The organism is Massilia hydrophila (assembly GCF_020208145.1).
Lineage (GTDB): Bacteria > Pseudomonadota > Gammaproteobacteria > Burkholderiales > Burkholderiaceae_D > Telluria > Telluria hydrophila.
This window is the reverse complement of record NZ_JAHYBX010000002.1, coordinates 333,041-356,308: the sequence shown is the minus strand read 5'-3', so window position 1 is coordinate 356,308 and position 23,268 is coordinate 333,041. Positions and strand designations below refer to the sequence as shown.

Annotated in this window: 20 protein-coding genes; 10 read left to right on the top strand and 10 right to left on the bottom strand. The window is 67.3% G+C overall.

Going from position 1 to position 23,268, the window contains the following annotated elements; translation table 11 throughout:
- The first annotated feature begins 5 nt into the window (after positions 1 to 5).
- Positions 6 to 1,802, top strand: coding sequence for a DUF885 domain-containing protein (locus tag LE190_RS08735; protein WP_225238347.1), 1,797 nt, complete (start codon positions 6 to 8; stop codon positions 1,800 to 1,802).
- A 184-nt stretch (positions 1,803 to 1,986) separates the two neighbouring features.
- Positions 1,987 to 2,718, top strand: coding sequence for a choice-of-anchor K domain-containing protein (locus LE190_RS08730; protein WP_225238346.1), 732 nt, complete (start codon positions 1,987 to 1,989; stop codon positions 2,716 to 2,718).
- Between the two features lie 73 nt (positions 2,719 to 2,791).
- On the opposite strand, the gene LE190_RS08725 is transcribed toward LE190_RS08730, so the two are convergent.
- Positions 2,792 to 3,853: a helix-turn-helix transcriptional regulator gene (locus tag LE190_RS08725; RefSeq protein WP_225238345.1), complete on the bottom strand. Its 1,062-nt coding sequence runs from the start codon at positions 3,851 to 3,853 to the stop codon at positions 2,792 to 2,794.
- A gap of 92 nt (positions 3,854 to 3,945) precedes the next feature.
- On the opposite strand from LE190_RS08725, the gene LE190_RS08720 reads away from it, so the two are divergent.
- The 4 genes from LE190_RS08720 to LE190_RS08705 all read left to right on the top strand — a co-directional run bounded on the left by LE190_RS08720 (position 3,946) and on the right by LE190_RS08705 (position 8,023).
- Positions 3,946 to 4,593, top strand: coding sequence for a glutathione S-transferase family protein (locus LE190_RS08720; RefSeq protein WP_225238344.1), 648 nt, complete (start codon positions 3,946 to 3,948; stop codon positions 4,591 to 4,593).
- A 370-nt stretch (positions 4,594 to 4,963) separates the two neighbouring features.
- Positions 4,964 to 6,037, top strand: coding sequence for a GGDEF domain-containing protein (locus LE190_RS08715; RefSeq protein ID WP_225238343.1), 1,074 nt, complete (start codon positions 4,964 to 4,966; stop codon positions 6,035 to 6,037).
- Positions 6,038 to 6,225: 188 nt separating this feature from the next.
- Complete coding sequence (locus tag LE190_RS08710; RefSeq protein WP_225238342.1) at positions 6,226 to 7,518, top strand: hypothetical protein; 1,293 nt, start codon at positions 6,226 to 6,228, stop codon at positions 7,516 to 7,518.
- A gap of 82 nt (positions 7,519 to 7,600) precedes the next feature.
- Entirely contained in the window at positions 7,601 to 8,023 is a 423-nt protein-coding gene (locus tag LE190_RS08705) for a nuclear transport factor 2 family protein (protein ID WP_225238341.1), read from the top strand.
- Between the two features lie 4 nt (positions 8,024 to 8,027).
- Here the strand turns inward: LE190_RS08705 and LE190_RS08700 are convergent, their stop codons facing one another.
- Genes LE190_RS08700 through LE190_RS08680 form a run of 5 tightly spaced genes read right to left on the bottom strand, consistent with a single transcriptional unit; the run spans position 8,028 to position 13,162 of the window.
- Positions 8,028 to 8,297 carry a hypothetical protein gene (locus LE190_RS08700; RefSeq protein ID WP_225238340.1) on the bottom strand — a complete coding sequence of 90 codons (270 nt, stop codon included), beginning with the start codon at positions 8,295 to 8,297 and terminating at the stop codon, positions 8,028 to 8,030.
- Between the two features lie 49 nt (positions 8,298 to 8,346).
- Positions 8,347 to 10,035, bottom strand: a complete 1,689-nt coding sequence (locus tag LE190_RS08695) for a M14 family zinc carboxypeptidase (RefSeq protein WP_225238339.1) — start codon at positions 10,033 to 10,035, stop codon at positions 8,347 to 8,349.
- A gap of 13 nt (positions 10,036 to 10,048) precedes the next feature.
- Positions 10,049 to 11,581 (bottom strand): sensor histidine kinase, encoded by a 1,533-nt coding sequence (locus LE190_RS08690; protein ID WP_225238338.1) that lies wholly within the window; start codon positions 11,579 to 11,581, stop codon positions 10,049 to 10,051.
- Positions 11,578 to 12,504 (bottom strand): hypothetical protein, encoded by a 927-nt coding sequence (locus LE190_RS08685; protein ID WP_225238337.1) that lies wholly within the window; start codon positions 12,502 to 12,504, stop codon positions 11,578 to 11,580. Before LE190_RS08685 ends, LE190_RS08690 begins: the two co-directional genes overlap by 4 nt.
- Positions 12,505 to 12,511: 7 nt before the next feature.
- Complete coding sequence (locus LE190_RS08680; RefSeq protein WP_224944173.1) at positions 12,512 to 13,162, bottom strand: response regulator; 651 nt, start codon at positions 13,160 to 13,162, stop codon at positions 12,512 to 12,514.
- Between the two features lie 323 nt (positions 13,163 to 13,485).
- On the opposite strand from LE190_RS08680, the gene LE190_RS08675 reads away from it, so the two are divergent.
- The 3 genes from LE190_RS08675 (at position 13,486) to LE190_RS08665 (ending at position 18,296) form a co-directional block, all read left to right on the top strand.
- Entirely contained in the window at positions 13,486 to 14,151 is a 666-nt protein-coding gene (locus LE190_RS08675) for an energy transducer TonB (protein ID WP_225238336.1), read from the top strand.
- Between the two features lie 111 nt (positions 14,152 to 14,262).
- A complete protein-coding gene (locus tag LE190_RS08670; RefSeq protein ID WP_225238335.1) occupies positions 14,263 to 16,584 on the top strand; it encodes a M28 family peptidase in 2,322 nt (773 codons plus the stop codon).
- Between the two features lie 68 nt (positions 16,585 to 16,652).
- Complete coding sequence (locus LE190_RS08665) at positions 16,653 to 18,296, top strand: M28 family peptidase (RefSeq protein ID WP_225238334.1); 1,644 nt, start codon at positions 16,653 to 16,655, stop codon at positions 18,294 to 18,296.
- Positions 18,297 to 18,371: 75 nt separating this feature from the next.
- Here LE190_RS08665 and scpC read toward each other — a convergent pair whose 3' ends face one another.
- Entirely contained in the window at positions 18,372 to 19,880 is a 1,509-nt protein-coding gene (scpC, locus tag LE190_RS08660) for a succinyl-CoA:acetate CoA-transferase ScpC (protein WP_225238333.1), read from the bottom strand.
- 48 nt (positions 19,881 to 19,928) lie between these two features.
- Positions 19,929 to 20,870 (bottom strand): bestrophin family protein, encoded by a 942-nt coding sequence (locus tag LE190_RS08655; RefSeq protein WP_225238332.1) that lies wholly within the window; start codon positions 20,868 to 20,870, stop codon positions 19,929 to 19,931.
- Positions 20,871 to 21,015: 145 nt separating this feature from the next.
- Here LE190_RS08655 and hpaR point away from each other — a divergent pair, with 145 nt between their 5' ends.
- The gene (hpaR, locus tag LE190_RS08650) at positions 21,016 to 21,486 is read left to right on the top strand and encodes a homoprotocatechuate degradation operon regulator HpaR (RefSeq protein ID WP_225238331.1); all 471 of its coding nucleotides are present in this window, start codon (positions 21,016 to 21,018) and stop codon (positions 21,484 to 21,486) included.
- Positions 21,487 to 21,534: 48 nt separating this feature from the next.
- Here the strand turns inward: hpaR and sodC are convergent, their stop codons facing one another.
- A complete protein-coding gene (gene sodC, locus LE190_RS08645; protein WP_224944146.1) occupies positions 21,535 to 22,056 on the bottom strand; it encodes a superoxide dismutase family protein in 522 nt (173 codons plus the stop codon).
- Between the two features lie 170 nt (positions 22,057 to 22,226).
- Positions 22,227 to 23,216: a helix-turn-helix transcriptional regulator gene (locus LE190_RS08640; protein ID WP_225238330.1), complete on the bottom strand. Its 990-nt coding sequence runs from the start codon at positions 23,214 to 23,216 to the stop codon at positions 22,227 to 22,229.
- Between the last annotated feature and the right edge of the window lie 52 nt (positions 23,217 to 23,268).

The following is a 23,268-nucleotide window of genomic DNA, read 5'->3' as shown; positions in this document are numbered from 1 at the left end:
ACACGATGAAAGCATGCTTTACGCTGGCTGCGGCCGCGCTGCTGGCCTGCGCGCCGGCCCAGGCCGCACCGGCCGACGCGCCGCAGTCCGCATCCACGGCGACCAGCCGGGAAGGCCGCCAGCTCAATGCGCTGGCCGACGAATACTACGAGGCACTGGCACGCTTCGAGCCGGTATGGGCCACCGAAAATGGTGACAGCCGCTTCAACGACAAGCTCGGCCTGTCGATCTCGCCCAAGCTGCGCGAGCAGCAATTCGCCCTGTATCGCGGCTACCTGAAGCGCCTGGCCGCCATCCCGCGCGCGCGCCTCGACAGCCGCGACCAGACCAGCTACGACATCCTCAAGTTCGAGCTCGACAGCGCGCTGCGCCTGGCCGCCTTCCCCGAACACCTGCTGCCGATCGACCAGATGGTCAGCATGCCGGTGATCCTGGCGAACTACGCGGGCGGCCAGGGTGCCCAGCCCCTGAGCAGCGTGCGCGACTACCGCGCCTACCTGAGCCGCCTGGCGCAGCTGGTGCCGCACATCGACCAGGCGATCGCCAACATGCGTGAAGGCGTCAAGCGCGGCGTCGTGCAACCGCGCGAGCCGATGCAATCCGCCCTGCCCCAGTTCCAGCAGTTGGTGGCAAGCAAGGCCGACGAGAGCATCTTCTACACGCCGATCAAGAACATGCCGGCCAGCTTCCCGGCCGCCGAGAAGCGCAGCTTGCAGCAGGCCTACCGCGAGACCATCGGCAACAAGCTAAATCCGGCCCTGAAGCGCCTGGCGACCTACCTGGAGAAGGATTACCTGCCGAAGACGCGCACCAGCGCCGGCTGGAACGCCCTGCCAGATGGCGCCGCCTGGTACGCGGCGCGGGTGGCGGCGATGACCACCACCAGCCTCACGCCGGAACAGATCCACCAGATCGGCCTGAAGGAAGTGGCGCGCATCCAGGGCGAATACGCCGTGACCGGTCCGAAGATGGGCTATACCGGCCCGGCGGCCGGCCTGCCGCGCTGGGTGTCGGAACAGCCAAAGTACAAGCCCTTCACCTCGGACCAGCAGGTGATCGACGTGTTCCGCGAACTCGACACCAGGGTGCGCGCCAAGCTGCCGGCCCTGTTCACCTTGCGGCCGAAGGCGCCGCTCGACCTGCGCCTGGAGCCGGAATTGACGCGGGCATCCGCCTCGGACCACTACACCCCGCCCGCGGCAGACGGCTCGCGTCCGGGCGTGTTCTGGTCGGTGGTGAACGACCCGAAGCAGTACGGCAGCACCGGCATGGTCACGCTCTACCTGCATGAAGGCCAGCCGGGCCACCACTTCCACATCGCGCTGGTGCAGGAACTGGGCTTGCCGAACTTCCGCAAGTTCGGCGGCAACAACGCCTTTACCGAAGGCTGGGCCCTGTACGCCGAGACCCTGGGCAAGGAGATGGGCCTGTTCGACAAGCCCGAGGATTACTTCGGCCACCTGAACGACGAGATGCTGCGCGCGGCACGCCTCGTGGTGGACACCGGCCTGCATGCCAAGGGCTGGAGCCGCGACCAGGCCATCCGCTACTTCCAGGACACGCTGGGCTATTCGGAACACGAAGCGCGCGCCCAGATCGAGCGCTACATGGTGTGGCCGGGCCAGGCGCTGGGCTACAAGATCGGCTCGCTCAAGATCATGGAACTGCGCAAGCGCGCGCAGGATGCACTGGGCGACAAGTTCAGCCTGCCGAAGTTCCATGAGATCGTGCTGGGTGAAGGCACGCTGCCGCTGGCAGTACTGGAAAACAAGGTAGATCGCTGGATCGCCGCATCGAAATAAGACCGCAGACGCGATCGGGAGCCGGGCGGTGCATGGCACCCCCGGCTTTTTTGCGTGCAATCCGGCACGCAATGTTGTTTTTTACACAGCGACACAATAAAAAAGATAATTTCCTGATAATAATACTTTGCAATATGGCATACTTCTCCTTGCATATTCATAATTTTATTTATTCGAGGGAAATATGAATTTCTTCCGCTCCACGCTGTTGCACGCTGCGCTCGTCTTGCCTGTCCTGTTCGGTGCAGGCAGCGCCCAGGCCACCACGATCCAGGGTAGTTCCGATGGCAAGTTTTCGAATGTCTCGCATTGCTGGGGAACCTGCTACGTGTTCGACCGCAGCGGCAAGCCGGATTCGAAACTCGAGTGGGGCTTCGGCCTGTTCACCAACGGTTCGACGCTGGTTGCGCAGGAGCGCCAGTGGAATGTCGATCTCGCGCAGGCCAACGACGTGGTCCTCGCCGAACTGGTCTGGACCAACCGCGCCACCGTCGACTGGCTCACGCCTGACCGCTTCAACGTCGACTACACGCTGAACATCCGCTTCAACCAGCCGAATGCGGTGAGCGACAAGGAAGTGTTCAACTTCTCGATCCTGAATACCGCGAACCCGGCCGGCGACGTGCTGATGGGCCTGACGCTGGCCGACCTGAGCGGCCTATCCTTCGCCCTGGACGGGCTCGAGATCTCCGACCTGAAATACCAGCTCGCCGGCGCCGGCAGCTTCGACGGCACCTACTGGTTCAATCCCGAAAGCCGGACCTCGACCATGTACATCACGGCCGACTTCAAGGCCAAGGCACCCGCGATCGAAACGCCGCCACCCGCCAGCGAGGTGCCGGAACCAGCGAGCATGGCGCTGTTCGCCGCCGGCCTGCTGGGCCTGGGCTTCCTGCGCGCTCGCAAGGCTCACTGAGCGAGCCGCAACGCCTTACTCGAGGCGAATGTCCGCGCAGGTCGCGGCGAAACCGGGGTGCGCCCCGGTTTTTTTATGCCCGGTTGCAACAGCCGCTGTTCGAACGGTGCTCGTCCTTGACGCAGTCTGCGGCCATCACCGAGTCCACCTCGGCCGCAGTGCCGTAGCGCCGCGCCAGCGCCGCCGCAATGCTGCCCACGTGGGCACGCAGCGCTTCCGGCGCAAGGACTTCGGCATCCGCGCCGAAGCGCAGCAGTTCGTGGGCGGCGTAGCGCACCGGTCCGACGGGAACGGTAACGGTGCGCCACCCGTCCGGGCCGGCTTCCCCGATCACGGCGTGGGCCAGCGCGAATGGCGGCAGGATCACCTCCATCATCTTGAATCCCCAGGGCGAGAACCGCAAGGTGGCCTGCTCCGGATGCTGCTCCTGCTCGAAGCGGCGCGCGCTCTCGGCCCAGTAGGCCGGCAGGTCGAAATCGGCGCCGCGCTCGATGCGGCCGTCGAGCACATTGAGTTCGAGGATGCGGGATACGCGATAGGTACGCGCCTTGCCGTCGCTGCTGGCGACCAGGTACCAGGCGCCGCCCTTGAGCACGATGCCGAGCGGGTCCAGCAGGCGCTCCTTCTCGGCCCTCCAGCTGCGATAGCGGATGCGGATCGGCCGCTCGCCCCAGACCGCTTGCGCCAGCTGCGGCAGGCAGGCGGGCCGTTCGCTCGCTTCGAACCAGCCGGGGACGTCCAGGTGGAAGCGCGAGCGCATCCGGCCGGCGCCTGCGCGTACGTCGGCGGGCAGCGCGGCCAGCAGCTTGTCTTTCGCGCTGGCGCAGGCCGCGTCCAGCCCGAGTTCGGCCGCCTGGCCGGAAAAGCCGTTCAGGAACAGGGCTTCCGCTTCCAGCGCCGACATGCCGTTCAGGCGCGTGCGGTAGCCGTCCAGCAAGCGGTAGCCGCCCTGGTTGCCGCGTTCGCTGTAGATCGGGATGCCGGCGGCGCTCAGGGCGTCGACGTCGCGGTAGATCGTACGCAGCGACACCCCGTACTCGTCGGCGAGCGCGCGTGCGCTGGCGCGGCCGCGTGCCTGCAGCGTCGTGAGGATGAACAGGAGTCGGCTGGCGCGCATCGCTCGAGTGTAGCGCATACCTGACAGGAGATGTCAGCTTGACAGGCCTACCATGCTGTCAGTCGACCGCGGATCGGCCCACCGACATCCACCATTCATCAAGGCATACCATGAGCACCCAGCACAGCATCACCTTCTTCCATTCGCCCCACACGCGTGCCTCGAGCACCCTGATCCTTCTCGAAGAACTTGGCGTCCCCTACGAACTGCGGGTCCTGAACATGAAAGCCGGCGAACAGCGCCAACCCACCTACCTGGCCGTGAACCCCTTGGGTAAGGTGCCGGCCATCGTGGACGGCGCGACCATCGTCACCGAGCAGGTGGCGATCTTCATTCACCTGGCCGACCGGTTTCCCGAAGCGGGCCTGGCGCCCTCGCTCGACGATCCACGGCGCGGCGCCTACCTGCGCTGGCTGGTCTACTATGCGGCGTGCTTCGAGCCGGCGCTGGTGGACCGTTCGCTGGGCCGTGACCCGGGTCCTGCCATGAGCTCGCCCTACGGGGACTTCGACGCCATGATCGGCGTGATCGACGCCCAGCTGCAGCGCTCACCCTACCTGCTCGGCGACACCATGTCGGCTGCCGACGTGCTATGGGGGTCGGCACTGGTCTGGGGCATGGCCTTCGCCGGCGTACCGCGCCTGCCTGCCCTGGTCGAGTATGCCGGGCGGATGGCGGCGCGTCCGGCATCGAAGCGGGTGGCGGAACGCGACAACGCCTGGATTGCCGAACACGAGGCGGCGTTGGCAGTCGCCTAGACGCCTTGTCCGGCCTGCCAGACTGGCACAGGCCGGCGCCCGGTTCGCTGCGCAGCGATAGCGCATCGAACCGGGCCGGAACTCGCCGCAACCCGCGCCAGCAGTGTGCCCTGCCCGCCACAGCAATGTGAAATATTCAAAAATACTGCAATGAAATGTAGGATTGGTCTTACACTGATGCAGTGCAACTTGCGCGCTTTCTGTCCACCTCCGCCTCCACCGCCGCCTTCGATAGCTGCCCCAGCAACCGATACTTGCTACTCAACAGATTTTTCTCATTGCAGCGCTGCTCTGTTTCCTGAGCTTCCTGGCATTGCTGTCGGTGACGTCGAACGACGTTCGGGGTACGCGTGCACTGCTTCTATCCTCCGTGCTCGGCATTGGAGGAAACGTCCTGTATGCATTCGGGCGCGAGCTGCCTCCCCTGCTGGCCTACGAAGCGGCGAATGTGGTGTACGCGGCCGCCAGCGCGGCGCTGGTCGCCGGTTACCGCATCCTGTGGGGGAAGCCGCCCCGGGTGGCACAGTTGACTTCGCTGGTACTGTTGCTGGGCTTGCTCGTGGCGCTGTTCCACTATCGCTTCGACTCGTTCGTGGCGCGCAGCGCCATCGTCTCCACCTTCCAGATCGCTGCATGCATGGAGATTGCCATGCTGATGCTGGCGTCGCGCCCGGGCTGGCATCGACCGTTCTACGTGTACTTCTTCGTGCTGGCGATGTGCATCCTCGTCGCCCTGGGGCACGGCGGCAGGATGGCATGGCTGGCGCTGGCCAGCGTCCCGCCGGGTTCCCTGCTGCAGCCGAGTGCATGGAGCATTTCCTTCCTTACCGCCGTTGCGCTGGCCCTGCCGGCCTTGATGGTCGGCGCCTTGCTGGTCGCGCACAGGCAGATCCTGGTCCGGGCCGAACATGCGGCCAACCATGATTACCTGACGGGTGCGGCATCACGGCGTGCCTTCTTCGAGATCGCCGCGCGCGAGAAAGCGCGCGCCGACCGGAACAGGCAGCCGCTCGCCCTGCTGCTGGTCGACCTGGACAACTTCAAGGCGATCAACGACAGCTGGGGGCACGAGGCGGGCGATGCCGCCCTGCAGCGCGTCGCGCTGGCCGCGCGCGGCATGTTGCGTGCCGTTGACTGCGTGGCGCGCCTGGGCGGCGACGAGTTCGTCCTGCTGCTGCCCGAGACGGGCCTGCACGGTGCGGCGGCCGTCGGCGCCAGGCTGCAGCATGCCGTGCGTGGCGCGGGAAACGCAGGCGATGCGGCGCCGGTCCTCACCCTCTCGATCGGCGTGACGCTGTTTTCGCCCGAAGACGACGTCAAGAGCGCGATGGCCCGTGCCGACGAGGCCCTGTACGCGGCCAAGAAAGCAGGCCGCGACCGGGTGCTGGTCAAGGCGCAGGAGCCGCCGCTGGCGCTGGTGCGCCGCGGCACGCGGACCGGCTAGCGCGTCGTGAGCGCCAGCCGGCGCCGGCCTCTCTCCTTCGCATGGGCTCATGCCGTCGCCATCCCTGCCGTTATGCACCTATGAGCGCGATATCGTCCTTTACCCAGCTTCAGCCATCCACCGCATTCCCACGGCTTCAGGGCAGGCCGGCTGCCGCCCCGCAGGCCGGCGCCGCGGGACCATCGTCCGTGGTCAGCCTCAGTACTGCCGGCCTGGCCAGCGCCCTGGCCGACAGCGGGGCGCCGGCAGCGATATCGACGGCCTTGCGCTACAAGGGGCAGGCGGCGGGATTGCTGCATACCCTCGCGAGCGGCGCCGCGGGCAAGCTGGCGGATGCGGCGCTGCCGGACACACCGGACAATCGCTTCGCGCTCAGTGTGCTGACGGCAAGCGGCAGGAAGGCCGAGCTGGTGCTTGCCGACGCGGGCGGCGAGCTGTTCGTGCGGGTCGACGCGGATCCCGAGCTAAGTGCGGCGGAACGCGAGGCCCTGGCCGGGCTGGCGCGCGGTTTCCAGGACGCGATCGACGGCCTGGCGCTGGTGCCGCCCAAGGTGCGCCTGGCCGAACTCGCCCGCTTCGGCCATCCCCTGCTCCAGTCGGTCGACCTGCAAGCCCGGGTCACCCTGCCGGGCGATCCGCCGGAACGGCAGTCGCTGAAACTGCACATCGACGCGCAGCGGCGCACGCTCGCGATCGACGGGCCGCGCGGCGCGATCGCCATCGGCATCGACACCAGCAGGCCCGAGCTGCTCGGCACACCGGAGCAGCAGTCGCGCGCCATCGACAACTACCTGAAGCAGTTCGAGCAGGCTGCACGGCGTGGTCATGGCGATCCGCAACTGGCTATGATGTTCAAGGACGGCTTCAGCGACCTGAGCAGGACTTCCAGCCGGGCGCCGCAGGTCCGGGTCCAGCCCGGGGCTGAGCGCGCCGTCATGACCGGCATGGCGGACTTCGAAGCGAGCATCACCGCAAGCTCGCGACACGACAATCCGGCGCGCCGCGAAGAGGTCACGGGCTTTCACTACGCGCTGTCCCAGGCCACGCAGGTCGAGGAGAAGGGAGCGCGTCGTTCGCTGGTACAGGTCCAGGAAGCACGCTTGAAAGCGAGCTTCCACGAAGCCTTGTCCAAGGACGCCCCGCTGGCCTTCGATTTCCGTTCAGAGACCCAGAACTACCGCTACCACGAGATCGACGACAGCGCCCGCAGCAGCGTCGCGCTTGGTTACATGGAAGGCAGCCTTCAGGCGGCGCGCCTCGAACAATCGGTGAGCCAGTCCGAGCGGGTGCGCACCTATGTGCTCGGACGCTTGAAGTCGGACACCACGATGCCGGAACGGCATACGCTGGTGCGCGACCTGATGCAGGCGCTGGCGTCCTGGCAGCCGACGTCGGCGCCGCTCGACGCGCTGGGCGAAGAAGTGGGGCTGCTCGGCACCCGCCTCGAGCTCGGCGCGCGTGACGCCAGGCTCGAGGCTTAGCCGAGCATCAACAGTGGAAACCGCCAATCCGGTTCGTGCTAAGGTCCGCGGCTGGCGAAGATCAAGCAAAGCAGGTACGAGGATGACAGAGACAGGCCTGACCGAAGCAGAAGTCGTGGAGGCATTCAGGGAGCTGGTCGAGGCCTCGCGAGCGCTCGACCCGGGGCGCTATTTCGCCGCCATCGATCAAGAAAGATTTACCGGCTTGAGTGCCGACGGCACGACCTGGCATTCCTTCCAGGCTCTGGAGCAGCTCATTTCGAACGGCTTCCAGATGATCGACGAGATCGTCGATCTTGCATTCGCCAGGGTCAAGGTCACTGTCATCAATCCGTCGACCGCCATCCTGGTCAACGAATTCAGGCAGACCATTCGTCTGAAAAACGGCGAGCTCGTTCGACAGGCCGGGGGCGAAACGCAAGTCTGGTCCAAGTCAGGAAAGACCTGGAAGCTGGTCAGCATCTCTGCGAGCGATGCCAGCCACAGGGCGGACGCGGTGTTCTGAGGCTTTAAGCGTCGATCCAGCGCACCGAGCTGCCGATCCCCGGCGCGTTCTCGACTGCCTGCATCGCTTCGAGCAGCGAGAAGCGCACGCCACCTCCCGCATTGAACTGACCGCCTGCAGCAGGGCTTCCATACCAGATATAGAAGCTCGCCTGTTCCCGGTCATCGGCCAGCTCCGGCGGGTCTTCGTCGTCGCCGGAACCATAGAAGACCGGGCCGCGCACGATCACGACCTCGCAGGGGACTAGTTCGTCATACAGGTAGGCTCCCCTCATGACGATGTGCTGCCCGGGCTGAAGCATCATGATGGTGTGCAGTACCCGGTCAAGCGATCATGAAGACCGGGTAGCGGCGCCACTCCGGCTCGTGGTACCGCGCGCAATTGGCGAAGATGAAGTCCAGCACCGCCTCCTGATTCCCCAGCAGCGCAGGATTGGCCGCCTTCCACGCCCCGAACTTCGCCGCCAGTACCGGCTCGTCGTTCAGGAGTTCGGCCGCGTGGTCCTCGAACACGTAGTCGGAATACGCCTCTTTCTTCTCCAGCACGCTATTGAAGAAGCCCCAGCGGAAGAAGCTGTCGTGGCCCAGCGGCTCGAGCGTCTCGACCGCATAGCGCGCATTGTCCTGGTCCAGCGGCACGATGAAGTCGCCTGCGCGCAGCGCGACCCGGGCGCGGCGCCGTTCCAGCACCACGTCGTCGTGGAACATGTGGCCCTCGTAGGCGTTAGGACGCGAAATCACCGACACGATGTGGTAATAGTCCACCTCTTCCACGCGGTCCGCTTCCACCCGCTCCATGCGCACGCCGTTCCACTGCAGGCGCTCGATCGCTTCAACCCACTGCTGCGGGACGACATAGGCGCGCGGCGCCGGCACGTGGATGTCGGCCGGGAAGCGGTTGTACCAGGCGATGTCACGCTCCCAGGGCTTGCTGCGGTCGTACCACAGGCGCGCATAGTTCCCCAGCACGCTCGGCTTGTAGCCGGCCTCGTAGCCCTTGAAGCGGAAGCTGTCCGGATTGGCCTCGTCCATCGCCCAGTGCACCGGCCACTCGCGGCGCGTGCCGCTGGCCGCCTTGGCGGCGCGGCGCAGGGCCTGGATCCGGTCCGCGTTCGCCACCGTGAATGCCAGCGCCGTGTCGACCAGCGCGCGCATCGACTCGTAGCGGTCCCTGAAGGGCTTGAGCATGTGGGTCTCGGGCATGAAGCCGATGGTGTGGTGCAGCGCCGCGTAGCCGGTCGAGAAGCGCGCCGTTTCGAGGAAGTCGGCGATGCCGTGGTCCGGACTGTCCTTGACCGGGTTCACGTAGGGGCAGGTCGGCCAGCCGCGCTGCTCCATGCCGGCGTACAGGGCCGGCAGCATGGTCTCGCGCAGGAACGCGCCCAGCTCCCCGCCCAGCTTGTCCGGCTGGGTGTGGATCAGGGTCATGGTATAGCTGTAGTCGGCGCCGTTGGAGGTGTGGGTGTCCACCATCACGTCCGGGTCCCAGTCCGAGAACAGGCGGTTGAACACCCGCGCGGTGAGCGAATCGCACTTCACGAAATCGCGGTTCAGGTCGAGGTGGCGGCTCATGGCGCGGAAACCGAACTGCTCGGGACCGTCCTGGTTCACGCGCGACGTGTCGGCGCGGTTCAGGCTGCCGTCCACGTTGTACAGCGGGATGAACAGGAACACGGTCTTGCCCAGCGCCGCCAGGCGTTCCGGCTGCGTGCAGAAATCGCGCACCAGCGCCATGCAGCCGTCCACGCCTTCCGGCTCGCCCGGGTGGATGCCGTTGTTGTTGAAGAAGACCGGGCGGCCGGCAGCCTTGATTTCTGCGCGCGCGAACACGCCGTCGCTGCTGACCACGCCCGCATGGATCGGCACGCCCGCATCCGACACGCCCACCTGCTCGAAGCGCAGCACGCCCGGATACAGGCGCGCCAGCGTGTCGTACCAGGCGATGCATTGCGCGTGGGTGGTGGTCTGGTTGAGGTTACCCTGTTCGTAGGGCGTCAGCAGTTCAGTGGACATGGATGGGAAGTAGTTAGATCGAAGGGATGGATGATACCGCCGCCGGCGCCTGCAGGGGCAGCGTGATCGCCACCACGGTGCCGCCGCCAGGGCTGGAGCGCACGTCCATCACGCCGTGCACCGCATACACGCGCTCGCGCATGCCGATGATGCCGATGCCTTCCGAGGCGCTGGCCGGATCGAAGCCGTTGCCGTCGTCGGCGACCACGATGCGCAGGGTCTGCGCGCCTTCGTCCAGCACCAGGCGCACCTGGGCCGACGTCGCATGGGCGTGCTTCATGACGTTCGACAGCGCTTCCTGCACGATGCGGTAGGCGGAAATCGCAAGCTCGTTCGACAGGCCGGAGAAATCGCCCTCGCCGTGGAAATCGAAGCTGCAGCCGGAACTGCCGTCGTAGTGGCGCACCATCTCTTCCACCGCGCCGTGCAGCCCGAGCATGTCGAGCACTTCCGGACGCAGGCGTCGCACCAGGCGCCGGCCGTTGGCATACAGGTCGAGCGCGAGCTTGGTGATGGCCTGCGACTTGCGTCCGATTTCCTCGACTTCCGTGCTGGGCGGCGCCTTGGCGGCCAGCGCGCCGATCGACTGCGCCTCCAGGCGCGCGGCGATCAGCGAGGCGTTCAGTTCGTCGTGGATCTCGACCGCGATGCTCTTGCGCTCGTCCTCGATGATGGAATTGACCTTCTGGATCAGCTTGCGCTTGTCGGCGTCGGCGCGCAGCGCCTCGTTGCGCGAGGCCAGCAGGTCGCGGGTGCGTTCGGCCACCTTGTTTTCCAGGTCGCGCTTGGATTCGTCCAGGGCCAGCGACATCTCGCCGATCGAGGCCTGCAGCTCGCCCACCTCGCCGCCGGTGGTGACCGGCAGGTGCACGCGAAAGTCGCCGTTGCGGATGCGGCTCAGGGCACCGATCGCCTCGCGCAGTGGCACTGTCAGCGAGCGCGCCAGCACCCAGGCCAGCACGCCGCTGACCACCAGCGCCAGCGCGGCCATGCCCACCTCGAAGCGAAAGCGCCGGGTCTGCTTGGCCATCATGTTCGAGGGCGACATCGTTACCCGCACCCAGCCGACGATCTCGGTGGTGAGGGTGGGCGGACGCAAATCGCTCGACGCCGACACGTGCGGCGTGCCGTTGTCGGTGAACAGGTTGATCCACACCACCTGCTTCTTGATCGGCGCCTCGTAGTGGTGCGACTGGGCGTCGATCGCCGATTCGGAATCGACACGCACGGCCTGGATGCCGTCCGTGCCCACCACTTCGATGCGGTAGATGCTACTGTCGGACTGCACCAGGCCGTTGATGGTCAGGCGCAGGTCGGACAGGTTGCCCGAGATGACGTTGTATTCGCTGGTCTCGGCCAGGGCGCGCGCCAGCGTGCGCCCGCGCTCGGCCAGTTCCTCGGCCACCTGGGCGCGGTGCGAATAATAGGAATACCACACGAAGGCGGTGAACAGGAAGGTCACCGGCAGCATGGTGATGAAGGTCATGCGCCGGCCGATGCTCCAGCCGCGCCAGAAACGCCAGCCGGGCCAGACGCGCAGCTTCATGGCTTGGCCGCCGGCCGCGCGCCAAGGCGGGCCGGCAGGTGCGAGAAGCGGCGCGCGGCGTCGGTCACGCGCACGTCGAGCGAGCGCGCCACGCCCTCGTTGACCAGGGTGCGGAAGTAGCGCGGGAACTGCGGCGGCGGCAACTCTCCGGTGACGACGAAGGCGGCCGCGATCTCGGCCACCTGGGTGTTGATGTCCTCGATTTCCGAATAGGTCGTGGCCAGCGCGCCCACCTTCACCATGTCGGCCGAGAAGCCGATCACGCCCTGCTTGCGGCGGTAGGTCGACAGCAGGATGTTGCGCACGTTCTCCGGGTTGTACACGTCGCCGTCGGGCATGGCCAGCAGCACCTCGGCGCGCGTCATGCGGCTCAGCGTATGGTTGATGTCGTCTCCAGGAGCGAACAGCTGAACCTCGACCTCGCTGCCCAGCGCCGGGCGCAGGAAGGCGGTGTCGGTGCCGAGGATGGCGCCGACCCGCGCCGGCCGGCCGTACAGCAGCGCCGCCAGGCGCAGCTGGTCGGCCGGCGCCGGTTCGGCATACACGGCGGTGAGCAGGCCGGCACGCGCGGCCGGGGTCCTGTCGGTCAGCGCGCGCCACACCTGGCTCGAGGTAAATGCGGAGATCACCACGCAGTCGCAGCGGCGCGCTACCGCGTCGCGCAGCGCGGCCGGGCCGATCGCCACGTACAGCATGCGGCGGCGCTGGGCCAGTTCGGTGCGGAAGCCGGCGAAGGTGGGCACCAGGCGCTTGTACAGGTCTTCGGCGATACGGCGCGTGACTTCGCTGTCGTCGCCGGTCAGGATCTGGAAGCGAAAGCCCACGCCCTCCTCGTCCTTGCGCGCGTCGTCCTGCGCATGCGCGGGGCCGGCAAGCAGCGCGAGCGCAGCCAGGGCCGCGCACAGGGAGGCGAGGAAACCCATCGCTCGCTCAGGGCTCGATCAGGCCATGCTTCACGGCCAGCAGGGTGATGTTGGCCTGGCGGTGCACGCCCAGCTTTTCCTTGATCGACTGGCTGATGTTGCTGATGGTCTTGGTGGACAGGTCGAGCTTCTCGGCGATTTCGGCGTTGGTCAGCCCCTCGGCCATCAGCTTGAAGATTTCCAGCCCGCGCTCGTCCAGCTGCGACTGTGGCGTGACGTCGCCGCGCACCGCCATGCTGGCCAGGCGCGAGGCGATCTGCGGCAGGAAATACAGCTTGCCGTCGTGCGCATGGCGTACCGCGGTCACCAGGTCAGACGGATCGCAGTCCTTGGTGACGAAGGCATGCGCGCCCATGCGGTAGGTTTCCTTGATCAGGCTGTCCTGGTCGAACTGGCTCAGGAAGATGATGCGCGCGCGCGGATCGTCCTTCAAGATGCTCTGGGCGGCATCGAGGCCGGTCAGCTCGGTCCCGAAGCGCATGTCGAGGATGACGACATCGGGCTGCTGCGCCGCATACAGCGCCACTGCTTCGCTCGGGGTCTTGGCCTGCCCCACCACCTGCATGCCGGCCGCTTCGAGCGACATGGCAAACCCGGTCATCACGATCGGGTGGTCGTCCGCAAGCATGACACGGATCGGTTTTTTCTGTTCGGACACCACACTCACTCCTGTTGTTTCGCCTGCTGACATGACCCGCTTACATCCGCTTACCAATCTGTGGCAGCTATGTGTGCCAAGCGACGGAAAGAACGCGGGTAGCAGGACGATTATTTCATACAACGCGGCGCGACGCGAGACCCCATTTGATCTCGGCCCCGAGGGGGGGACGACTTACAAATAGAAGCATAACTACCAACAAATAGCTTTACACATTGCTAGGACCTAGCATATATTAATTCCATGAACTGCCAGATGCATATCTTTCCTTAAGCAAAAAGTCCTGCGACCCGCTCGCTGGGCCCAATAACAAGGAGCTCGTCATGCACTTCACGCAACTCAACGATGGCGCCGGCGGCAAGGCCGGCAAGTTCACCCTGGTGGCCGGCCTGCACGTGCTGGTGGCGATGGGCCTGATCAATGTGATGAATTCGAAAGGCATCGTGCTGCCCAAGCTGATCGAGGACGCCACCGTGTGGATCCAGCCGCAGACACCCCCGCCACCGCCGCCGGAACCGCCGGCGCCCCGGCCAAAAGCCGTCAAGCCGGACATCGTGGTGCCGAAGCCCGACGTCGAGGTGCCGCCGCCGCCGATCGAGAATACCGTGCAGGCCACCACCGAGGCCGAGCCGGCGCCGGAACCCGCCCTGCCCTCGGCCAGCGACGCGCCGCCCGCCCAGCCGGCGGCCAGCAGCGGCAACCCGGGCCAGATGTTCAGCGCCGTGCTGGCCAATGCCGACGGCTGCGCCAAGCCGGACTACCCGGTAACCGCGGCGCGCAACGGCGACACCGGTACCGTGACACTGGCGCTGCTGGTCGGCGCCGACGGCCGGGTGCAGAACGCCAAGGTCCGGACATCGAGTGGCCACCGCGAACTCGATCGCGCCGCCCTCAACGCCCTGAGCCTGTGCCAGTTCAAGCCGGCCATGAACAACGGCGTCGCCGAAGCGGGCTGGGGGCAGATCGCCTATGTCTGGACACTCGAATAAACCACATTGGTTCCCTTTTTGGCCCGCCTGGTTCGCGGGCTTTTTTTCGCCCCTTGCATGAGCACCGCAGCACCGCAGCACCAACCACAACATCAAGAATGAGAGAGAGACATGTTTACTGCTGGAATACCGACGGCGCCGGCGCGGGCGCCGGGCCGGGCTGCACTGGGCGTCGGCTTGCTGATTGCTGTTGTGCTGCTGGCGCTGGGCTGGCTCACCAGACCGGCCGCCCCGCCGGCGCCGGATGCGCAGGCCGCCCCACGGCTCGCGCCCATGCTGCGCCACATGGCGTTGCTGGGCGCCGCGCCGCGCCCGATCGCCACCGCCGCCAATGCGGCGGCGCGCGCCTACATCGTCGGCCAGCTGCGCGGCATTGGCCTGGCACCGCAGGTACAGACGGCCACGGTGCAGAAGTCCAGCATCCGCAAGTGGGGCGGCACGCACGTGACGCTGGGCGTCGTGCACAACATCGTGGTGCACCTGCCCGGCAGCGCACCGGACCGGCTGCGCCGTCCCGCCCTGCTGATCGCGGCCCACTATGACAGCGGCACACTGACGCCTGGCGCGGCGCTCGGCAACCGGGGCGTGGCGCCGGTGGCGGCCCTGATCGAGACCGCACGTGCGCTGCACACGGGTCAGGCGCACCTGAACGACATCGTGCTGCTGTTCGCCGATGGCGAAGATGTGGGGGCGCTCGGCGCCAGCGGCTTCGTCCAGCAGCATCCGCTGGCGCGCAGGATCGGCCTGGTGCTGAAGTTCGACGGCACCGGCGGCGCCGGGCCGCTGGTGCTGGCCGATGCAAGCGGCGCGGGCAGCCAGGTGCTGCGCGGCTGGGCCGCGGCCACGCCCGGCATGCCGGGCAGCGCGCTGACGGCGCGCCTGTACCGGCTGCTGCCGGACATGCCGCGCACCGGCCCGCTCGCGGACATCGATGCCCCGGCCCTGCTATTTGCCAACACCGGCCGGCGGGCCGCTGCCGAGCGTCCCGACCCGGTCTTGCTGGCGCAGCTGGGCGACAGCATGCTGCGCCTGGCGCAGCAGTTCGGCAACGTGCCGCTGGCACGCGGTGCGCGCCAGCCGCATGCCTGGTTCACGCTGCCCGTGCTGGGCCAGGTGCGGCATCCGGCGATCCTGTCCTGGGGCCTGGCGGCGCTGGCCGCCCTGCTGCTGGTGCGTGGCTACCACACGACGCTGGCCCGCAGCGCGGCCGGTGCCGTCCCGCTGCTGCGCGGCTTCTTCGGCGTGGCCGTGCTGTTGCTGGCCACCCGCATGCTGCTCTGGGAACGGCGCCACGAGCTGGCCGCGCTGACCCGGGACCAGGACGGCGGGGCGGCCCTGGTGTTCGCCCTGGCCGGTGCCTGCCTGTTCATCGGCGCGCTCTACCTGCTGCGGCGGCTGGCGGGCGCCGCTTCCGTGTTCCTCGGAACGATGGCCTGGCTGGCCGTGGCCTTGCTCGGGGTGCTGGCGCTGGCGCCGGATGCCGCCTACCTGCTGGCCTGGCCACTGGTGGCGGCGCTGGCCGCGTTCACTGCGCTGCAAACGCCGCGCGATACCAACTCCCGGTTCCTGATCCTGGCACTCGGGCTGGTGCCCGCGCTCCTGCTGTTCGTACCCGCGTTGCGCACCAGCTGGAGCGCGCTGGCCCCGCACGGCATCTACCTGCCGGCGCTGGTGCTGACGGTGATGCTGCTGTGCTTTGCCAGCCTGTTGCTGCTGCTGCCGCTCGGACGCGTGGTCGGGGCGGCGCTGCTGCTGGCCACGGCGCTGGCGCCCGGCCTGGCGACGCCAGGCCAGCCCGCACGCACGCAAGCCATGCAAGCCACGCTAGCCGAGCACCCGGCGCGCGCGCCGGAAGGCCTGGTGTATTTCAAGGACATGAACAGCTGGCGCGCCTACTGGCTGCTGCGGGACGAGCGCCAGGGACGGCCGCTCGACCGCTGGACCAGGGAACTGTTCCCGAACCTGACCAAACCCGAGGTCCAGGTCGACGTGTTCGGCTGGAACAGCCCGCGCCAGTGGCTTGCGATCGCACCGCGCGAGGACGCCATCGCCTATCCGGAAGCCTTCATGCTGAAGAACCCGCGCCTGGCCAGGCCCGGGCAGCGGCCAGCGCTGCGCCAGGTGGAATTCACGCTGCGCTCGAAGAACCGGGCGCCGCACATCGAGATGTGGGCAGCGGGTACCAAGCCGCAGCGCTCCACCCTCAACGGCCGCCAGCTCACCGCCAGGGAAAGCGCGTGGTCGCTATCCCTGTACGGGATGCAGGACCGGCTGCTGCGCTTCACGCTCGACGCCCCCGCCGACGATATCCTGGCGGTGGTGGTGGAGGAGCGCATGCCAGGCCTGCCGGTGCACCTGCTGCCGCCGGGTGGCCCGCACCGGCTGGCGGGAACCGGCATGACGGTTTCGTCGGACGTGTTGCGGTTCTACTGAGCCCGCGGCCTGGCATACAATGCCTGCTGCACACCGTGCCACTCGATCAACCCAAGCAGCAGGAAACCATGCACAAGATTGTCTCCTCCCTGGTTCTCACCGCCCTCGCCGGCAGCCTGGCGCTGGCTTATCCGGCACAGGCAGCCGCGCCAAAGGCGCCAGCCTCCGCCGCCACCGTCAAGGAAGCGCCGCTGCGCGCCCACCTCGCCTTCCTCTCCTCCGACGCGGTCGAAGGCCGCGGCACCGGCCAGCGCGGTGGCGAACTGACCGTCACCTACCTGGAAACCCAGGCCGCCGCGATCGGCCTGCAGCCGGTCAACGGGGGCAGCTTCCGCCAGCCGGTGAAGATCGCCGGCGTGCGCGCGCTGCCGGAAAAGAGCAGCATCGGCCTGGTCGCCAACGGCCAGCCGCTGCCGCTGAAGTTCGGCGCCGACTGGGTCTGGGGCCCGGGCGACGCACAGGCCGACCACCGCCTGGACGCCGAGCTGGTGTTCGTCGGCTACGGCATCAACGCGCCGGAAGAAGGCTGGGACGATTTCAAGGGCCAGGACCTCAAGGGCAAGGTACTGGTCATGATGGTCAACGACCCGAGGCCGACCGCCGCCGAACCGAAGCGCTTCAACGGCGAAGGCCTGACCTACTACGGCCGCTGGACGTATAAACTGGAAGAAGCGGCGCGCCAGGGCGCGGCCGGCGTCCTGCTGATCCACACCGACGCCTCGGCCTCGTATGGCTGGAGCGTGGTGCAGAACAGCTGGGCGAATGCGGAACGCTTCCAGCTGGCCGAGGGCATGCTCGGCACCGGCCTGCAGGGCTGGATGACCGACGCCACCGCGCGCACGCTGTTCGCGGCCGGCGGCCAGGACCTGGACAAGCTGCGCGCCGCCGCGGAAGGCAAGGATTTCAGGCCGGTGGCGCTGAACGCGCGCGTGCGGGGCGAAGCGCGCGCCGAAGTGCGTACCCTGAACGAATTCAACGTGGCCGGCGTGGTGCCGGGCACCGATCCGAAGCTCAAGGACGAGGTGGTGATCTACAGCGCCCACTGGGACCACATGGGCAAGCAAGGCAGCAGCGGCGACACCATCTTCAACGGCGCGGTCGACAATGCCTCCGGCACCGCCGCCCTGCTGGCGATGGCGCAGGAAGCCGTACGCAACCCGGCCAAGCGCAGCCAGATGTTCCTGTGGGTCGCGGCCGAAGAACAGGGCCTGCTGGGCAGCGCAGCCTATGCGGCCAAACCCCTGTGGCCAATCGAGAAGACGGTCGCCAACCTGAACCTGGACAGCCTGAACTTCGTGGGCCTGGTCAAGGACGTCAGCACCCCGGGCAGCGAGCGCACCGACCTGGGCGAGATGGCAGCCGCCACCGCGAAGGAGATGGGCTTGAGCATCGCGCCGCGCCGGCCCGACCTGGGCGGCGGCTACTTCCGCAGCGACCATTTCAGCTTCGCCAAGGCCGGCGTGCCGGCCTTCTCGGTAGGCGCGGGCCACGGCTGGGTGAAGGATGTGGAAGCGAGCAACGCCAAGCAGAAGGCTTACCGCGAGCGCTATCACCAGGCGAACGACGAGTACGACCCGAGCTGGGACCTGGCGGGCATGGTGCAGCAGGCGCAGTTTACGCTGAACCTGGGACGCAGGGTGGCCGATGCGCCGAAGGCGCCGCAGTGGAAAGCTGGCGACCCGTTCGGCAAGGCGCGCACCGCGGCCAAGTAAGGACGGTCTCCGGTTTCGCAGGGTGGGTGGAGTGGTTTCGGGCAATGCCTGGAATGACAGACACCCACCCTGCGATCATGGCAGCATCGAGCCCGTCTCGCGGTAGCGCACGTGCCACTCGAAGGCCTTTTCCAGCACGTGCGGCGTCTGCCCGCCTCCGCGCCTGGCTTCCTCCACATATTCACGCAGCATCGCCTTGTACGGTTCGGCCACGCAGTTGTCGATGATGCGCTGCGCCCGTTCGCGCGGCGCCAGGCCGCGCAGGTCGGCCAGGCCGACCTCGGTGACGACGACGTCGACATCGTGCTCGTTGTGGTCCACGTGCGAGGCCATCGGCACGATGCTCGAGATCTTGCCGCCCTTGGCCACCGACTTGGTGGCGAACACCGATAGATAGGCGTTGCGCGCGAAGTCGCCCGAGCCGCCGATCCCGTTCATCATGTGCGTGCCCGCCACGTGGGTCGAATTCACGTTGCCGTAGATGTCGAACTCCAGCGCCGTGTTGATGGCGATGATGCCCAGGCGCCGCACCACTTCCGGATGGTTGCTCACCTCCTGCGGACGCAGCACCAGGCGGTCCTTGTAGCGCTCGATGTTGCCGAACACTTCGCGGCCCTTGGCGTCGGACACCGTGATCGACGAGCCCGATGCAAAATCCAGCTTGCCCGAGTCGAACAGCTCGAAGGTCGAATCCTGCAGCACTTCCGAATACATCGTCAGGTGCCGGAACGGGCCCTCGTTCAGGCCCGACACCACCGCGTTGGCGATGGTGCCGATGCCGGCCTGGATCGGCATCAGGCTCTCGGTCAGGCGCCCCTGGGCGATCTCGCCGGCGAAGAAGTCGATCAGGTGGCCGGCAATGGCGGCGGTTTCGGCATCCGGCGGCAGGATGGTCGAGGCGCTGTCCGGCTTGTCGGTGAAGACGATGGCCACGATCTTCTCGGGCGGGATCTCGATGGCCTGAGTGCCGATGCGGTCGCTCACGCTGGTGAGCGGCATCGGTTCGCGGCTCGGGCGGCGCTTCGGGATGAAGATGTCATGCAGGCCTTCCAGCGCCGGCGACATGCTGGTGTTGATCTCGACGATCACCTTGTCGGCCAGGATCGCGAAGCTGGCGCTGTTGCCGACCGAGGTGGTGGGCACGATGCCGCCGGTCTCGGTAATGGCCACCGCTTCGATCACGGCCACGTCGATCGGGGCGATCTGGCCCGTGCGCAGCAGTTCCACGGTCTCGGACAGGTGCTGGTCGATGAACATCACTTCGCCCTTGTTGATCGCGGCGCGCAGCGCCGGGTCGGTCTGGAAGGGCATGCGTCGCGCGAGGGCGCCGGACTCGGTCAGCTGGCGGTCGGTATCGCCGCCGAGCGAGGCGCCGGTGATCACGGTAATTTTCAAGGTCTCTTCGCGGGCGCGGTCGGCTACCGCCAGCGGCACCGCCTTGGCGTCGCCGGCGCGGGTAAAGCCGCTCATGCCGACGGTCATGCCGTCCTTGATCCAGGTGGCCGCTTGGGCCGCGCTGGTAATGCGCTCGCGCAGCTGCGGCAGGCGGATGCGGTCGTGTTGTACGTGTTGGTCGTGGTGCATCTTGTCTTCTCCAGTACTTCGCAGAATCGCCGCCGGTCCCGAACGGGTTCAGGTCAGGCGGTAGTCGACCGCCGCCAGCGGCGGCGGGGGCGCTTCGTCCCCGAGCGCGCCCCGCAGGTCGATCTCGATCGCACGGCAGATGGCGTTCAGGGACAAGTCGTTGTGGTCGGTGCCGAACGGTTCCTCGAGCTCGTCGCCAAGGGCGTCGAGGCCGAAGAAGGTGTAGGCCACGATGGCCACCACCAGTGGCGTCATGAAGCCGATCGTGTCCACCAGCCCGAAAGGCAGCAGGAAGCAGTACAGGTAGGCCGTGCGGTGCAGCAGCAGCGTGTACGAGAACGGAATCGGCGTGTTCCGGATGCGCTCGCAGGACGCGGCAGCCGCGGTCATGGCCGACAGCGTATGGTCGATGTTGACCGCCAGGCAGGGCGCGATGCGCTCTTCCTTCAGGCAGCGCGCCAGGTCGTGGCCCATCTGCTGCATCAGGTAGTCGGGCTTGTTCGGCGCCTGCGCCAGCGCCGCGAATTCGGCCGGCTGAAGCAACCCTTCGAGCGCCGGGTCGGGCGGCAGGTTGCGCAGCAGGTCGCGCAGTGCATGCGAGAAGGCGGCGGCGCGCAGCACCATGCGCACCCGCACGTCCTCCAGCCCGTTGCGGATGTGGGCCGGGCGGGGGTCGTCAACCAGGCTGGCGCACTGGCGCGCCAGGTTGCGCGCGCGCAGCAGCAGTTCGCCCCACAGCTTGCGCCCTTCCCAGAAGCGGTCGTAGGCCGAGTTGTTGCGAAAGCCGAGGAAGATCGCCAGCGGCAGGCCGATCAGCGTGAAGGGAATCGTGGTGAGCGTGATCTTGACGTCGCCCAGGCTGCCGTGCAGCCAGGTGACCAGGGTCGCGACCACGACGTTCACCACCAGGACAGGCAGGATGTGCGGAAGGATGGAGCCGCGCAGGAGCACGAACAGCTTGAGCCCCGAGGGCCGGTCCCGGATAATCACGTGTTGTCGCTAGCGCAAAAAAAAGTGAGATAGGTCAGCGAAATTCGCTAATATGTTCGCAGTAAATCACTAATGTATTAGCGAGTCAAGTGAAGATGCCGTCCACGGCCTTGTTGGCCGTCACGAAGTTCAATGGGAGACCAGATTGGCCCGCCGCATAACCCACCGTAACCTGCCCCAGCAGCTATTGAAGGCGCGCGACGCGCTGATGTCGCATTTTCGCCCGGTGCTGAACCACTTCGGCATCACCGAGCAGCAGTGGCGCATCCTGCGCGCGCTGGACGAGCGCGGCCAGCTTGAGCCGCGCGAACTGTGCGAACTGTGCCAGATCCTGAGCCCGAGCATGGCGGGCATGCTGGCGCGGATGGAAGAGACGGGCCTGGTGCGGCGCACGCGGGTGGCGGCCGATGCGCGGCGCGTGATGGTGAGCCTGGCGCCGCAGGGCGACGCGCTGTTCGACGCGATCGCGCCGCTGATCGACCAGCAGTACCGGCTGATGGAGAAGGCCTGGGGCAAGCGCGTGGTGGATGACCTCTCGCGCGCGCTGGAGGATTTCATCGCGGCGCAGGACACCGGGGTGCCCCAGGTGGCGCTGCCGCCGCGCGGGGAAAGTTAGGAGGGATGCGGGTGGCGCCGTGGCGCCATCCCGCGCAGGCGCAGCTGCTTACTGGATCACGCCGCAGGCCATGCGTGCGCCGCCGCCGCCCAGCGGCGCCGGATGGTCGGCGTGGTTGTCGCCGCCGACGTGCACCATCAGGGCCTTGCCCTTGACGTCGGCCAGCTTCAGGCGCGGGGCCAGTACCGGGTTGGTGGCGGCGCCCTTGTCGTCCACCGTCAGCGCCGGCAGGTCGCCCAGGTGGCCGTCGCCCCAGGGCAGGCCGTGCTTGCCGGTCTTGGCCGGATCGAGGTGGCCGCCGGCGGCGCCCGCGGGCACTGTCTTGCCGTCCTTCTGGTTCGGCGCGCAGCTGCCGTTCTCGTGCACGTGGAAGCCGTGCAGGCCGGCCGTCAGGCCGGTGAGGGCCGGGGTGAACACGAGGCCGTGGCGGGTCTCGCTGATGGTGACGGTGCCGACGTCGGCGCCCTCGCCCTTGTCGGTCGCCATCTTCATCGCGACCTTCATGTCCGCCGCGTTGGCCAGGGCACAGGTAGCGCCCAGCAGGGCGGCGCACATCCATCGAATGTTCATGACAAGTCTCCTTCGGATCCGGTTGAAATAATGAAAAGCCATGCCAGTGTAGACCATCCTGGCGGACGGGGAGCGCATGGTGGCCGCACGCCGGCCTCGACCAGCATGATAAGAAAACGACACGTCTGTATTCCAGCCCCTGGGGTGGGGGGAAGGTCCGCGCGGGCGCCCTACATGCGCGAGATGGCGGGCCGCAGGATGGCCAGCAGGCCGGCCTCGGAAGTGCAGCCGAACTTCTCGTAGACGGCCTTCACGCAGTCGCGCAGCACGGCGTCGCTGACGTCCATGCGCGAGCGCGCCGCGTCCCGTCCGCCGCCCAGGCCCATCCAGAACGCCACTTCCATCTGCTGCGGCGACAGCTCCACGCTGCCCAGTGCGCGCCAGATCCGCAGCGGCATCGGCACCACGAACTTGAGGAACACACCGACCGTGCGGCTGTGGATGGCGTCGTAGGAGCCGGCACTCATCCACTGGGCGCGCGCTTCGAGCACGCCGCCCGCCAGCTCCAGCGTGCCGGCCGGCAGGCGCCACGGATAGCGTTCACCGTACACCACCGACTCCACCAGGCGCAGGCAGAACGGCGGCAGGGTGCGGCGGTCGAATACCTGCTGTTCCTGCGAGGCCAGCTGGCCAAGCAGCGCACCGGCCGAATCGCTCAGGAACAGGATGTCGCCGTTGGTGGTGGCCAGCAGCATGGCCTCGTCCTCGATCACCCCAAGCAGGCCGTTGCCGGCGGCGGCCGCATTGCGCAGCGCGTAATCAAAGTAATTGGCCACCCGGCCCAGGTCTTCCTCGTCGTCCGCGTCGAACGGCGGGCCGCCGTCGCGCAGCAGGGTCAGGGTGCCGAGCGGGTGCGACGCCGGGCCCAGGCGCGCTTCCAGCACGTGGGCGGCGCGCGCCCGCGCTTCCGCCGGCGGCACGCCGAAATCGACCGAGTCGCCGTAGAAGTAGCCGTTGGGCGGCGGCAGCACGCCCAGCACATTCGCTTCGTGCATGTCTTCCGGCGCCCGCTCCGCGACCAGGAACAGCTGGGACGCGCTGTTGGGAATCAGCTCGCGCACCAGTTCCAGCGCATCGGGGATCAGGGTCATCAGGTGCAGGCCGCCGGAACACAGGATTCGCAGGCGCGCCCACTGGCGACTGTTCTTTTTACGGGACACGGACGTGATGTCGGAGGATCGAGGATGAAGGATGGAAGAATAGTGCTGATTT

What these genes read in the sequence shown, in the direction of transcription:
- LE190_RS08735 (WP_225238347.1), top strand. Translation starts at nt 6, where the DNA reads ATGAAAGCATGCTTTACGCTGGCTGCGGCCGCGCTGCTGGCCTGCGCG.
- LE190_RS08730 (WP_225238346.1), top strand. Translation starts at nt 1,987, where the DNA reads ATGAATTTCTTCCGCTCCACGCTGTTGCACGCTGCGCTCGTCTTGCCT.
- LE190_RS08725 (WP_225238345.1), bottom strand. Translation starts at nt 3,853, where the DNA reads ATGCGCTACACTCGAGCGATGCGCGCCAGCCGACTCCTGTTCATCCTC.
- LE190_RS08720 (WP_225238344.1), top strand. Translation starts at nt 3,946, where the DNA reads ATGAGCACCCAGCACAGCATCACCTTCTTCCATTCGCCCCACACGCGT.
- LE190_RS08705 (WP_225238341.1), top strand. Translation starts at nt 7,601, where the DNA reads ATGACAGAGACAGGCCTGACCGAAGCAGAAGTCGTGGAGGCATTCAGG.
- LE190_RS08700 (WP_225238340.1), bottom strand. Translation starts at nt 8,297, where the DNA reads ATGAGGGGAGCCTACCTGTATGACGAACTAGTCCCCTGCGAGGTCGTG.
- LE190_RS08695 (WP_225238339.1), bottom strand. Translation starts at nt 10,035, where the DNA reads ATGTCCACTGAACTGCTGACGCCCTACGAACAGGGTAACCTCAACCAG.
- LE190_RS08690 (WP_225238338.1), bottom strand. Translation starts at nt 11,581, where the DNA reads ATGAAGCTGCGCGTCTGGCCCGGCTGGCGTTTCTGGCGCGGCTGGAGC.
- LE190_RS08685 (WP_225238337.1), bottom strand. Translation starts at nt 12,504, where the DNA reads ATGGGTTTCCTCGCCTCCCTGTGCGCGGCCCTGGCTGCGCTCGCGCTG.
- LE190_RS08675 (WP_225238336.1), top strand. Translation starts at nt 13,486, where the DNA reads ATGCACTTCACGCAACTCAACGATGGCGCCGGCGGCAAGGCCGGCAAG.
- LE190_RS08670 (WP_225238335.1), top strand. Translation starts at nt 14,263, where the DNA reads ATGTTTACTGCTGGAATACCGACGGCGCCGGCGCGGGCGCCGGGCCGG.
- LE190_RS08665 (WP_225238334.1), top strand. Translation starts at nt 16,653, where the DNA reads ATGCACAAGATTGTCTCCTCCCTGGTTCTCACCGCCCTCGCCGGCAGC.
- scpC (WP_225238333.1), bottom strand. Translation starts at nt 19,880, where the DNA reads ATGCACCACGACCAACACGTACAACACGACCGCATCCGCCTGCCGCAG.
- sodC (WP_224944146.1), bottom strand. Translation starts at nt 22,056, where the DNA reads ATGAACATTCGATGGATGTGCGCCGCCCTGCTGGGCGCTACCTGTGCC.